Annotated in this window: 15 protein-coding genes; 6 read left to right on the top strand and 9 right to left on the bottom strand. The window is 53.1% G+C overall.

What is annotated here, in order from left to right:
- The first annotated feature begins 5 nt into the window (after positions 1 to 5).
- Complete coding sequence (locus PJK55_RS07485; RefSeq protein WP_271305297.1) at positions 6 to 638, top strand: hypothetical protein; 633 nt, start codon at positions 6 to 8, stop codon at positions 636 to 638.
- Between the two features lie 104 nt (positions 639 to 742).
- Here the strand turns inward: PJK55_RS07485 and PJK55_RS07480 are convergent, their stop codons facing one another.
- From PJK55_RS07480 to PJK55_RS07440, 9 genes are all read right to left on the bottom strand, one after another.
- Positions 743 to 1,330: a DUF998 domain-containing protein gene (locus PJK55_RS07480; protein WP_271305296.1), complete on the bottom strand. Its 588-nt coding sequence runs from the start codon at positions 1,328 to 1,330 to the stop codon at positions 743 to 745.
- Complete coding sequence (locus tag PJK55_RS07475; protein WP_271305295.1) at positions 1,293 to 1,793, bottom strand: DUF1572 family protein; 501 nt, start codon at positions 1,791 to 1,793, stop codon at positions 1,293 to 1,295. Before PJK55_RS07475 ends, PJK55_RS07480 begins: the two co-directional genes overlap by 38 nt.
- Positions 1,794 to 1,898: 105 nt before the next feature.
- Positions 1,899 to 2,564 (bottom strand): DUF2225 domain-containing protein, encoded by a 666-nt coding sequence (locus PJK55_RS07470; protein WP_271305294.1) that lies wholly within the window; start codon positions 2,562 to 2,564, stop codon positions 1,899 to 1,901.
- Positions 2,565 to 2,573: 9 nt separating this feature from the next.
- Complete coding sequence (locus PJK55_RS07465) at positions 2,574 to 3,017, bottom strand: YaaR family protein (protein WP_214785873.1); 444 nt, start codon at positions 3,015 to 3,017, stop codon at positions 2,574 to 2,576.
- Positions 3,018 to 3,041: 24 nt separating this feature from the next.
- On the bottom strand, positions 3,042 to 3,944 hold the full coding sequence (locus PJK55_RS07460) for a flagellin N-terminal helical domain-containing protein (protein WP_271305293.1): 903 nt from the start codon (positions 3,942 to 3,944) through the stop codon (positions 3,042 to 3,044).
- Entirely contained in the window at positions 3,928 to 4,308 is a 381-nt protein-coding gene (locus tag PJK55_RS07455; protein WP_271305292.1) for a flagellar export chaperone FliS, read from the bottom strand. Before PJK55_RS07455 ends, PJK55_RS07460 begins: the two co-directional genes overlap by 17 nt.
- Positions 4,305 to 4,595 carry an EscU/YscU/HrcU family type III secretion system export apparatus switch protein gene (locus PJK55_RS07450; RefSeq protein ID WP_074033686.1) on the bottom strand — a complete coding sequence of 97 codons (291 nt, stop codon included), beginning with the start codon at positions 4,593 to 4,595 and terminating at the stop codon, positions 4,305 to 4,307. Before PJK55_RS07450 ends, PJK55_RS07455 begins: the two co-directional genes overlap by 4 nt.
- A 9-nt stretch (positions 4,596 to 4,604) precedes the next feature.
- Entirely contained in the window at positions 4,605 to 6,320 is a 1,716-nt protein-coding gene (locus tag PJK55_RS07445) for a hypothetical protein (protein WP_271305291.1), read from the bottom strand.
- Positions 6,321 to 6,394: 74 nt separating this feature from the next.
- Complete coding sequence (locus PJK55_RS07440) at positions 6,395 to 6,889, bottom strand: competence protein ComK (protein WP_214745974.1); 495 nt, start codon at positions 6,887 to 6,889, stop codon at positions 6,395 to 6,397.
- Between the two features lie 272 nt (positions 6,890 to 7,161).
- Between PJK55_RS07440 and cspD the strand changes: the two genes are divergently transcribed.
- The 5 genes from cspD (at position 7,162) to PJK55_RS07415 (ending at position 12,963) form a co-directional block, all read left to right on the top strand.
- On the top strand, positions 7,162 to 7,359 hold the full coding sequence (cspD, locus tag PJK55_RS07435) for a cold-shock protein CspD (RefSeq protein WP_012726946.1): 198 nt from the start codon (positions 7,162 to 7,164) through the stop codon (positions 7,357 to 7,359).
- Between the two features lie 303 nt (positions 7,360 to 7,662).
- Positions 7,663 to 8,226, top strand: a complete 564-nt coding sequence (gene hpf / locus PJK55_RS07430) for a ribosome hibernation-promoting factor, HPF/YfiA family (RefSeq protein ID WP_214687196.1) — start codon at positions 7,663 to 7,665, stop codon at positions 8,224 to 8,226.
- A gap of 139 nt (positions 8,227 to 8,365) precedes the next feature.
- On the top strand, positions 8,366 to 10,888 hold the full coding sequence (gene secA / locus PJK55_RS07425) for a preprotein translocase subunit SecA (RefSeq protein ID WP_214693597.1): 2,523 nt from the start codon (positions 8,366 to 8,368) through the stop codon (positions 10,886 to 10,888).
- Positions 10,889 to 10,943: 55 nt separating this feature from the next.
- The gene (gene prfB, locus PJK55_RS07420) at positions 10,944 to 12,044 is read left to right on the top strand and encodes a peptide chain release factor 2 (protein ID WP_214693596.1); all 1,101 of its coding nucleotides are present in this window, start codon (positions 10,944 to 10,946) and stop codon (positions 12,042 to 12,044) included.
- A gap of 61 nt (positions 12,045 to 12,105) precedes the next feature.
- Positions 12,106 to 12,963 carry a YitT family protein gene (locus PJK55_RS07415; RefSeq protein ID WP_214693594.1) on the top strand — a complete coding sequence of 286 codons (858 nt, stop codon included), beginning with the start codon at positions 12,106 to 12,108 and terminating at the stop codon, positions 12,961 to 12,963.
- The last annotated feature ends 12 nt before the right edge of the window (positions 12,964 to 12,975 follow it).

Here is a 12,975-nt window from a genome sequence, read left to right as displayed (position 1 = left end):
TGAAGATGAACATGAACATGAAACGATTTGGCTTACTGGTAGCGGTACCGCTCACACTGCTCGCTGGATGCGGGGAAGCAGATGAACTGAAGACGACGGCAACGGACACGGAAGAAGTGGCAGAGGCGGAAGCGAATGCGACAGAGGAAACGGCTGCTGAAGAGACGGATGTCCAAGAAAGTGAACTCGGCACGAACAAAATCTATATGAAGAACAAGGCAGTCACCATCACGGAGACGATGGGACCGATTCAGTTCGCAATCGACAAAGTGCAGACATCACGCCTCACGGTCGCTGAAGCTTATAGCGATTCATTCGATGGACAAGAAGAGGTGACCGTCGTCGCGATGAATATGCTGGTTGAGAATACAGTTGACGAGACGATGAGTTTCCATCCGAACCAGGCGACGCTCGTGACGAACACGGGGGAGCAAGTGTCTTCGGACTTATGGTTCTCGGATGACGTCGGTGGCGAATTCATGGGGAAAGTGAAGAAAGAAGGGAATGTCCTCTTCTTCGTGAAGGCGAAGCCAGAAGAGCTGACGGACTTAAAAGTTGTCATCGATGGACCGTTTAACGAGAACTTCGACAAAGTGGCAGAAGAACGCTACGAATATACGATCAACGTGACAAAATAAGATGAGGCGTGCCGAACGAGTGTCGGCACGTTTTTTGTATGGTCATTGGAAAATAAGACGAAATACAACGAACGGACCCATTTCTCTATGGGTCCGCTTCATGATTAAACAGAGAGCTCGCTAGGTGCCCTCATATAAAAGAACAACCACCAAAAACCACTAATAAACATCACGCGCTGCAATAATCCCATGATTTCAGGAATACCGAACATCGAAATGGGGATGACGATTGCCAAGGTTGTCATGATGAGGGCGACCCACCGTTGGGCACCACGAGACATCACGGTGTGTCCCGCTGCCAGCAATGTAAATCCAATACCGGTTGTCGTCGCAAAGATGGAGTGCCATGTATCTTGCGAGACGATTGTCGTGATTCCATCTACGAGTGGGGCGTGACGGAATAATCCTGTGAAACAAAGACTTATCCCAAACAGACCACCCCAAACTCGGTGGTACCAGATTCTCGTTCGCCATGTGGTCAGAATAGTCGTGAAACCTAAAAGGACAAAAGTGATATTCATCATCCATGCAAAGGGAGCACCTTGTGATCCTAAGTGACTCGTCGTATGACGAACGATATGGTATCCGTCAAAACTGATCAACGGAAGAAGGGATGTGACGAGAAGGAACGTCACGAACACGAAGATGCGCATCTCACTTCCGCTGATGTGGTAGCGGGATCGATAAGACACCCCAGTCGCTACCGGCAAATAGTTTCGATAGGTAAACAATCTGACCGACGTGATAGCCGTAATGCGACACTTGTCGCTCAATCGCATCAATCACGGAGTGGGCTTCTCCGCGAATCATGACGTTTTTCCCTAAGTCCTCTGGTTTCAGGTCTGCCAAGACGTCGTCCAAAAGCTGCCAGCGATCGTCCCACACCTGCATGAGTTCGTCCCGGGATAGTTGTTGGTCCTCAAACTCGGCGTCGCGATTACGGTCCGGCTTCTCGCCGTCTGTCGTCAAGAAGTCGGTCCAGCGCGATTTCATGTTGTTCGCCATGTGCTGGATGATGAGGGCGAGGGAGAGCGTATCGGGCGCAAGCGTCTTGTGCAGGTCCTCGTCACTCACTTGGACGAGCGCACGCTCGGCGAGTTGTTTCTGGCTTTTGAAGGTGGCACGTACGGTATCGAGATATTGTTTTTCAAACATGAGAAATCCTCCTTTAGTATGTAAGCTATTTGTCTATACCCCATCGTCGAACCTCTCAATGATGACCACGAAAAAAGCGTAGGATTTAGCGTCCTACGCTTTCTTTTACGCATGTTCCAATCGAAAATCTTCCCAATGCGTCCGGGCCTGATTCCGGATCCGCTCCGATACTTCCTTACTGCTGAGGAGAATCCCATACCAGCGACGCGCATCTTCGTAATAGTCGAGCGCAGCCGAGAGGTCGGCAATCCGAAGCATAAGTTGATCGTACGGTAATCCAGTTCGGATCGGGTCCGTATACGCCTCTTGCACCTCATTATATTTGTCGAGCGTCCGCTGCATCCATTCCTTCTCAGACGCCGTATTCCCCATCAATCGATACATCCAGACAATCCGCATCCCGAGCATGGCGACGACTGACGGCTTTTGTCCGCTCAACTGGGCCGTCATGACCGCAAACTTGTATAAGAGGATGACGTGCTCGTTCGTCCGGTCACCTTTCAGCACGTCCGGGTTCACTTGTTTGAAGTAATGCGTCTCGAGTGCCTCTCGGTTATGCTTTCGCACCTTGTCAAACGAGTCATGGAAGACGAGGTGACAGTGATCGCAGACGGTCGGCTCATACAAATACGGGTTCGGTCCGTCATACGTCGTATAGCCGTCCTTTTCGACTTCGAGCGGGCGGATGTGACGCGACAACACGCGCTGGGTCTTGCTTTCCTGTAAACAATACGGACATTTGACTTTCTTCAAAAACAAATGTTCTGCCATCTCGACACCTCACACATAGACGTTGACGAGCAATCCGCGAATCTCACCGACCTGGTCGAGGAGGGAGAGGCGAGAGGCTTCCCCGGAGATGACCTGGTCCGTCAGCGCGAGAAGTTTCTGGTCGACTTGTTCGACGACTTTGTAAATCTTCGCACGTCCCCGGCGGTTGAACCCGCGTTTGTCCTCGAGGCGGAGTGCCGCGTCAACGGCCTCTTTCATAAAGTCTTTAATCATTTTCTTATAGTCGGTTAGCGCCTCGACCGTCTGGCTCTCGGCAAGAAGCTCTCCTTGTTCCTGAATCGCGGCGATTTGACGATGGAACCGCTCGTGCTCGCGGTCTTCACGCTTTTGACCGATGACGTTTTGGAAGGAGACGCCGGGTTCGACCTCGGGGCGTTTCGCCTTATTTGAGCCGAGGAGCGATTGCGTCTCCATGATGCGACGAATGTCCATATGGGCAACCGTCCTTTCTTTAGGTTAGTTCAATAATTGTAACACGCCTTGCGGCAACGCGTTCGACTGGGCAATCATCGCCATGCCGGACTGATTCAAGATATTGAGTCGGGCGAAATCCATCATTTCGCGGGCCATGTCGGCATCACGGATCCGTGACTCGGACGCCGTCAAGTTCTCAGAACCGATGGCGACGACGCTGACGTTCGCCTCAAGCCGGTTTTGGATCGCCCCGAGCTTCGAGCGTTCGAGTGACACACGGTTGATGGCCGCATCGAACTTCGCAATCGCTTCTCCTGCTTTGTCCGGCGTCAATACGCTGAGGGAGTAGTAAGAAACATCTGCTGTCGCTTGATCATTGTCGTGGTCGACGGGAGATAACGCTCCGCCACCTGCTGTCGTCGTCGTGATGCCGAGCGCGTGCGCCCGCATGTCTTCGACATTCAAGATGACGGCCTCGTTATTGCCGGCCCCGATTTGGAAGAAGAGCGTATTCGCGCCCTGCATGTATTCCCCGTTCATGATTTTCTTCGAGTTGAACTCCGTCGTCTCGGCGATTCGTGTCACTTCTTCCGTCAAGGCGTTGATCTCTTCTTGGACGGCTTTCGCATCGTCCTCGCTGAGCGTTCCGTTCGCCGCTTGGACTGATAGTTCACGCATGCGTTGGAGGAGGGAATGCGTCTCGTTCATCCCGCCTTCGAGCGTTTGGGTGAGCGAGATGCCGTCGAGCGTGTTGCGCTCGGCCATCGAGAGCGAGTCAAGGCGCATCCGCATCTTCTCGGAGATGGCAAGTCCTGCCGCGTCATCCGATGCCTTATTGATGCGGACGCCGCTCGAGAGGCGGTCCATCGTTTTCTTCATCGACGCCTGGTTCAACGAGAGTGACGTATAGGCCTTCAACGCTTGGACGTTATTGGTAATTTTCATAGCGGTTTCCTCCAGTCGGGACAGATTGTGTTTTCGCGCGTTCCATTGCTTCGCTCCACGTCTTGTCGAGGTCGCTTGCGAGTGTATGTAGTTCTGCGATCTTTTGTTGGTCCTGGTCGATGATCGCCTCGATGCTGGCGTTTGCCATATAGAGATAGATTTCATCGAGTTGTGCCGCGATGATGCCGCCGCCGTCATGAAGTCCTTGGTGGAGCTTGACCAACAGCTCGCGCGCTTGGCGCAGGTGACGATTTCGTTCAGCAATGGTTGAACCTTGGGCGTTTTTATAGTGATAGACTAGCGCGTGTAATATCGCCTGTGTCAGTTCTTCAGGCCTCATTTCATATAACTGGGTTGGGTTCATCTTGGTTCTCCTTTAATGGAATCGAGTTCTTCTATCAACAGCAACACTTCCGCCATCACGTCATAGAGTTGCGGAGGGATGGCGTCCCCTAAGTCGAGGTCGAGCAAGTGTCCGAGCAAGGAATGGTCGTTCTCGACCGCCACGCCTCGGGCACGTGCCTCCTGTAGAATCTTTTCAGCGACGGCTCCCGTTCCGCGGGCGACGACGACGGGCGCTTTGTCCGTCGATTCGTCATAGCGGACGACCGCGGCCGTCTTTCGTTTCGTCAAATCCATGCGTTGGTACATCGTGGCCTCCTAAATTCTGAAGTCATAGCCGGTCGTCGGTGCCACTTTCGACTCATCGACGACGCGCTCGGCTTTCGTGAGCGGTTTGAACTGGGTCGTCACGCTCTTATAGCCGATTGTCTCGAGCGTCTGTTCGATCTTGCCGAGGAGCGGGCGGGCGAGTCGTTCGACCGTTGCATCGTCATGTTCGAGCGTGAGGCGGAGGTTCCGATCTTTCGCTTCGAGTTTGACGCCGATCTCGCCGAGGCGAGGCGTCTCTAAGCGGATATAGAGGACGCTGTTCTCCCAGTCGACGACGTCACCGGCCTCGCGGTTTTGGATGTGGACGTGAATCCCGGTGTCGATCTCCTGTACTTTCGCCGGAAGGGCGAAGAGGAGCTGGTGGAGCTGCCCGCCATCGAGGCGGTTGAGCGTCTGTTGGACCTGAAGGAATGATGCGAGTCGCTGCGCTTCAGGGTTTGTCGTGTCGCTTCGTACGGACAGGGCGGACGTCGGCGTGTTGTTCGCCTGTGCGAGCTGAGCCTGTGCCTGGACGCGTTGCGTCACTTCTTGGACGTGCCGACCGGATAGTGTCGCGTCAAGTTTCAGCGGCGTGACGCTCGGGATTTCCCCGGCGCGCATCGCACCATGAGGGATATATTCAATCCGTGCCTGGTTCGGCGCGTAACGGAAGTCGTTCAACGTCGCCCGGACATCTTTGACGAGTGCCGCGCTCTCTTGTGGCTTTGTCGAGAGTAACGACAAGGCGAGGTCGAGCTTCGCGGTCATGGCGACGAGTTGCTTCTCTTGCGTCACATCCGTGTGAAGGAGCGCGTCCGTTTTTTGGACGAGTTGCGTCAAGCGGGTCGAGACGGTCTCGAGCGCGGGACGTGCCGCATGTGGATTCGTCTCGATGAGTGCCGCGACTTGTCCGAGTTGTTTCGTCACCGTCGCCTGTTCGTTTCGGAACGTGTTCGTCACGTTCGCAAGATGGCTCGTCACTTCCTTGACCATCACCTGTCGTCCGTTCACCGGTGGGAGCGGCAAAGGTTCGGTGCGCTCCATCTTCGGTGGAGTAGGGAAGTCTCGGATGACCCGGTCAATCGTCTCCTGAGTCGGTGTCACCCGTTCGCTCACGGGACGTGACAAGTTGACGAGTTCGACGTATCGCTCTTTTTGAGGATACGGCGCGTCTGATGATGGGGGTGTGAGGAGCTGTCTCGCCTCATTTAAAGAAAGGACGGCAATCTCTCGTGCGACCTCACGCGGGACGGTCTGCGTATCGAGTGTCTTTAGATGAAGAATGACGTCGCGCATGTCTCCTTTAAAGGCCGTCTCGAGCAGGCGTACCGTGTCCTCGTTCATCGGCAAACGCCCGGACTGGAGCAGACGGCTGACGGCGCTTCGGACTTCGGGCGGAAGGGAAGCGAGGAGCGTCTGGATCTTCGTGTCGAGTTTTGACGATGCAGGTGGTGCGGGTTCAAGCGTCTCTTCCTTTTGTGGAACGACGGTCGCGAGCAAGACGCCGTCCTGTTCGGCAAGCGTCACGTGGAACGGGTTCGTCTTCGGAAGCCCGTCTTTGAATGTGACCTCGACTTCTTCGCCGTTGATCTTGACGATGGCGGAGTCGGGGCCTGTCTGTTTGACGAGTTCGGCCTTATAGGTCCGGTTCGTCTGGATGCCTGGTAAGACCGAACTGACGGCGGTCGCTTGGGCTTGAATTTGCATGTTTGTCACCTCGACCATAATATCGACCTCTTTTTCAAAAAATGAAGCGAAACAAACGAAAAAAACCTTCCGTCTTTTCGACGGAAGGCGTGTCATGATTCAAGCGCTGGGCTCGCATTCAATTGTTGGAACCGGGCGACGAGTTCTCCTGTCGCTTTCAGTTGGTTCCGAAGGACGTACGGTGTCGCGTTCGTCTGGATTTGATGTCCATCTTTTGTGAGGACGAGGCCGTTCGGCTCCTCCTCGATGTTCAGTATGTCTCGAATATGGGACCAGGCATACCATTCACAATCGTCTCGCTTCGGAGACTTCGTCGGGAAGAAGACGAGTCCGGTTGTCGGTTCGATTACGACAGGGACTTTCCCTTTTACGCCGGCGACGCGTTTGGCGATGAAGATTCTTTCCTCGATCGAGCTGTTGTACTGGCGGCAAGAAAGTTGCAACAACTGGTACGGCCGGAGCGGGGTTGAAATCTCGGTGCCATCCTCGAGAATGATCCGTGACTGCTTCATAATGTCAAAGCAAGGGAGAATCGCCACGGTTCGCTTTGTGATGCGATATTTTTCCTCAGAATAGTAGGAGCGCATACGCTGCACCATCCTCCTCGTATTAGATTTTCAGGATCGGCTAAATGACAAACGGCACAAACCTAAATCATCCCTTCAATGATATATCACAAAAAATGTAAATTCAACAAGACAATATGAAAAGTAGGGAAATAGAATTCCAATGAAAGCCAAATGACGAAACGTTTACAAATATTTGAGAAAGTGTTTGTCACGCTTACAAGAAGGTGGTAAGATTAGCCGTAGAGGACAACCCTCTGTATTCTCCAATGGTGAAAGGAATGGATTTACACATGGTAGGTAAAGTAAAATGGTTTAACTCAGAAAAAGGTTTTGGATTCATCGAAGTAGAAGGCGGCAAAGACGTGTTCGTACACTTCTCAGCAATCCAATCTGAAGGCTACAAATCACTTGACGAAGGTCAAGACGTAGAGTTTGAAATCGTTGATGGCGAGCGTGGCCCACAAGCGGCTAACGTTGTAAAATTATAATTTCAAACCGTGAAGCCGGCTCCCTCGGGAGTCGGCTTTTTATTTTGTCTGCATAATAAAAAAACGCGTTTAAAAATGGGTGGAATGGGTATTTTCTTTCTATACCTTTCGCTCGTTGTAGGAAATGTTGAATTCGGAACAAAATTGTCATTATTTTCTGATGATAACGTTTTCAAACATAGCGATTTCGGGGTATAATATTAGTGAGCCACCTGGTTCCACTTTCTTTTAGAAATGAAGCAGGAGATTCCGTCACGTTCGACGAATCATTGGTTCAAGCGGTTATTTTAAGGAGGAGTTCAGATGATTTATAACATTCGCGGCGAAAACATTGAGGTCACACCAGCAATCAAAGACTATGTCGAGAAAAAGCTGGAGAAGTTGACTCGGTATTTCACAACTCCTACGGATGCACAGACGGCTTACGTCAACTTAAAAGTGTATAACGAGAAACAAAAAGTGGAAGTGACGATCCCGATGCCGAACTTGTTGCTCCGTGCCGAGGACATCAACCTCGACATGTACGCGGCAATCGACCTCGTCGTCGATAAATTGGAACGTCAAATCCGTAAACACAAAACGAAACTCAACCGTAAAGGACGCGGAAAAGAAGGTGGCGTCGGCGAGTACTTCAAGTCCCTCGAAGGACCTGATGATGCACCGGCCGTCTACGACGAGGACGAGGCAGAACTCGAACTCGTACGGACGAAACGCTTCACATTGAAACCGATGGACACGGAAGAGGCGATTCTTCAAATGGACATGCTCGGTCACAGCTTCTTCGTCTTCTCTGACGCGGAAACGGGCAACACGAACGTCGTCTACCGTCGTAAAGATGGGAAGTATGGCTTGATCGAACCAGAATAATATACTTGACCTTACACGACCCTCCGGCTTCGGAGGGTCGTTTCGTTTTGCCTTTCCTTGAAAGGTGGCACCACTTCGGTTAAACTGTACATTAGGGAAAAAACATGCATTTTTTAGTGAGTGCAGAGGAGATATGAGTATGGCGAACTTTTTGAAAGAGTTATTTGCTCCACAGAAACGAGTATTGAAAAAAGCAGAGAAAGCGGCCGACTTGATCGAGTCGTTCGCCGAACCAATCAAAGCATTGTCAGACGAACAGCTTCAAGCGAAAACGGAAGAGTTCCGTGCACGCCTAGAGAAAGGCGAGACGCTCGACGATATCTTGCCAGAGGCGTTCGCGGTCTGTCGTGAGGCATCAGAGCGTGTGCTCGGCATGCGTCACTATCGTGTCCAGCTCATCGGGGGTTACGTGCTCCACAACGGTGACATCTCCGAGATGAAAACCGGTGAAGGGAAGACGCTCGTTGCGACACTTCCGGTCTACTTGAACGCGCTCACGGGCCGTGGCGTACACGTCGTAACGGTCAACGAATACTTGGCGAAGCGAGATAAAGAACTCATGGAGCCGCTCTATTTCGCACTCGGTCTCTCGGTCGGCCTCAACGTGTCGAATATGGACCGTGTCGAGAAACAGGCGGCCTACAACTGTGATATCACCTACTCGACGAACAACGAGCTCGGATTCGACTACCTCCGTGACAACATGGTCCTTTATAAGGAAGACCGTGTGCAACGCGAGCTCTACTATACGATCGTCGATGAAGTCGACTCAATCCTCGTCGATGAGGCGCGTACCCCGCTCATCATCTCAGGGTCGGCTCAAAAATCGACGGAACTCTACACGCGTGCCGATGCATTCGTGCGTACGTTAAAAGAGGAAGACGATTACACGGTCGACGTGAAGACGAAATCGGTCCTCTTGACGGACCAAGGGGTCGACCTCGCCGAGAAGTTCTTCGGCATCGACAACCTGTTCGCGATCGAACATGTCGCGGTCAACCACCATGTCGGGCTCGCCCTTCGTGCGAACGCGGTCATGCATCACGACATCGACTATATGGTGCGTGACGGACAAGTCATGATCATCGACCAGTTCACCGGTCGAGTCATGGACGGACGTCGCTACTCGGAAGGTCTTCACCAGGCAATCGAAGCGAAAGAAGGCGTCGAGATTCAACGTGAATCGATGACGCTCGCGACGATCACGTATCAAAACTACTTCCGTATGTACGAGAAGCTTGCCGGGATGACCGGTACGGCGAAGACCGAGGAAGAAGAGTTCCGTAACATCTACAACATGCAAGTCGTGACGATTCCGACGAACAAACCGATTCTTCGTGAGGACCGCTCAGACCTCATCTTCAAGTCGATGGAAGGGAAGTTCAAAGCCGTCGTCGAGGAGATTGCAACGGTCCATGCGACTGGTCAACCGATCCTTGTCGGTACAGTTGCCGTCGAAACGTCTGAATACTTGAGCAAGCTCTTGACGAAGAAGAAGATTCGTCACGATGTCTTGAACGCGAAGAACCACGCGCGTGAGGCAGAAATCATCGAGAACGCCGGTCAAAAAGGCTCGGTCACAATTGCGACGAACATGGCCGGTCGTGGTACCGACATCAAGCTCGGCGAAGGTGTCATCGACCTCGGTGGTCTCTATATCATCGGGACAGAGCGTCACGAGTCACGCCGGATCGATAACCAGCTCCGTGGTCGTTCAGGTCGTCAAGGGGACCCGGGTAAATCCCAGTTCTACTTGTCACTCGAAGATGAGCTCATGCGTCGCTTCGGAACGGACAGCCTCCAGAACATGATGGAGCGTCTCGGGATGGACGACACGCAACCAATCGAGAGCCGCATGGTCTCGAAAGCGGTCGAATCGGCTCAAAAACGCGTCGAAGGAAACAACTACGATGCGCGTAAACAGCTTCTCGGTTACGATAACGTCATGGCCGACCAACGGAAGGTCATGTATAAAGACCGTTCGAGCATCCTCGAGAACGAGTCGGTCACAGACATCGTCCGTTCGATGATGGCACAGACGGTCGAACTCGGTGTCGGTCAATATACGCCGATCGAACTCGTGCCAGAAGAGTGGAACATCGACGAGCTCGCGCACTGGGCGAACCAGACGCTCGCGCTCGAGCGAACGGTCGAAGGCAAAGACTTCTTCGGCAAAGAACGCGAAGAGATCATCGAACTCCTCATGGAGCGCGTGAACGAGCAGTACGAGGCGAAACGTCAACTCGCACCGCCTGAGCGCTTCAACGAGTTCGAGAAGATCATCGTGCTCCGTGCCGTCGACTCGCACTGGATGTCTCACATCGACCACATGGATCAGTTGCGTCAAGGGATTCATCTCCGTGCATACGGACAGAACGACCCGCTCCGCGAGTATCAGGCAGAAGGGATCAACATGTTCGATGCGATGAACGCAGCCATCTCAGAAGAAGTGACAGGCTTCGTGCTCCGTGCCGAAGTCGGGGACAACCTCCGACGCGAGAAAGTCGTCGAAGAGGAAGTCGCCGTCTCAGGCAAAGAAGACGCACCGGTCAAGAAAAAACCGGTCCGTCGTTCGAAAGAAGACAGCATCGGCCGGAACGATCCGTGCTGGTGTGGGTCTGGTAAGAAGTTCAAGAACTGTCACGGTAGACAACAGGCTTAATTATTGAAGAGGCGGGTCCGCTCGCCTCTTTCCTACGGAAAGGTGAATCAACACTATGGAAATTTCAGATATTCGGAACGAACTTGAGGCAATGGCGAAGCGCCTCGAGAACTACAGAGCTTCGCTCAACTTAACGGAGAAGGAAGCACGCATCGCCGAGCTCGAGAACGAGATGACATACCCTGATTTTTGGGACAACCAAGAGAAGGCACAAAAAGTCATCGACGAGTCGAACGGACTCAAAGCGATGGTCGACAAGTACCAAGACCTCGCGACACAGCATGAGGACGGCGAAGTGACGCTCGAACTCATCAAAGAAGAGCCGGATGCCGAGATGCAAGAAGAGCTCGCGGAGACGATTCAATCGCTCAAGAAAGAGTTCGATGATTTCGAGCTCGAGATCCTCTTGAACGGACCGTACGATGCGAACAACGCGATTTTGGAACTACACCCGGGTGCGGGCGGTACCGAGTCACAGGACTGGGCATCGATGCTTCTTCGGATGTATCAGCGTTTCGCAGACAAGCAAGGCTGGAAAGTCGAGACGGTCGACTACCTTCCTGGTGAAGAAGCGGGCGTCAAGTCGGTCACGCTCCGCATCGTCGGGCACAACGCGTACGGCTACTTGAAGGCGGAGAAAGGGATTCACCGTTTGGTCCGCATCTCGCCTTTCGACTCCTCAGGCCGTCGTCACACGTCGTTCGTGTCATGTGACGTCATGCCAGAATTCGATGACGACATCGAGATCGAAGTACGCACAGAAGACCTCCGCATCGACACGTACCGCGCGTCAGGTGCCGGCGGACAGCACATCAACACGACAGACTCTGCCGTCCGGATCACGCACGTGCCGACAGGCGTCGTCGTCTCTTGTCAGACAGAACGTTCACAGATCAAGAACCGTGAGTCGGCGATGAAGATGTTGAAAGCGAAATTGTACCAACGCGAACTCGATGAGCAACAACGTAAGCTCGACGAGATCCGTGGGGAGAAAACGGACATCGGTTGGGGTAGCCAAATCCGTTCATACGTCTTCCACCCGTATTCGATGGTCAAAGACCACCGTACGAACCACGAAGTCGGAAACACAAGTGGTGTCATGGATGGCGACGTCATGCCGTTCATCGATGCTTATCTTCGTAAAACAAATATGTGATGCATGTGGCTCAAAGACACCCGTCTTTGGGCCACGTTGTCTGTAAAGGAGAATTTCTTTAATGAAGCAAATCGTCAAAGACTATCTATATTTGTTGACGGGCTCGGTGTTCGTCGCCTCGGCCTTCAGCTTGTTCCTGTTGCCGAACAACCTCGCGTCGGGCGGGGTGAGCGGGATCTCGGTCATCACGTATGAACTGTTCGGCATCTCGCCGGGGGCGTTCCAACTCGTGGCGAACGTGTTGCTACTTATCATCGGATGGGCCATCCTCGGTCTCGGCTTCGGCGTGAAGTCGCTCGTCGGCTCCATCTTTTTACCGGGTGTTATCCTCTTCTATGAGGCGATTGATGCGGGAGCTGCCGTGAACGACACGTTACTCGCCGCCATCTTCGGTGGAGTCGGCGTCGGTGTCGGACTCGGGCTCATCTTCCGAGGACGTGCCTCGACAGGCGGAATGGACTTGATCGCACAGATCTTACATAAATTCACGCACATCCCGCTCTATCTTTGTATCGCCATCCTCGACGGTATGGTCGTCTTGACCGCTGCTGTCACGTTCTCGTTCTCGACCGGGCTCTATGCACTTATTGCGTTATTCATCACGGTCAAGATGATTGACTTCGTCCAGCTCGGGTTCACGCAGGACAAGATGGCATATGTCATCTCGGAGAAGCGGGACTTCATCGTCCGGGCCGTCTTTGAGGAGCTCGACCGTGGCGCGACGGAGATTCAGGCGATCGGGGCGTATTCTCGTCTCGACCGTCCGATGCTCATGATCGTCGTCCGTCAGAGCGAGGTGAGCCGTCTGAAAGAAATCATCCGTCGGATCGACCCGGAGGCGTTCCTCGTCTTCAGCGAGGCGCACGAGGTGCTCGGACAAGGGTTCACGTCGGATAAACGCTACATCAACGTGCCGTAAGTTGTGGAATCT

Origin of the sequence: Exiguobacterium sp. MMG028, assembly GCF_027947425.1 — a bacterium.
In the GTDB taxonomy this organism is placed as follows: Bacteria; Bacillota; Bacilli; order Exiguobacteriales; family Exiguobacteriaceae; genus Exiguobacterium; species Exiguobacterium aestuarii_A.
Note: the sequence above shows the minus strand (reverse complement) of the source record. Positions and strands in the feature narration are given on the sequence as shown.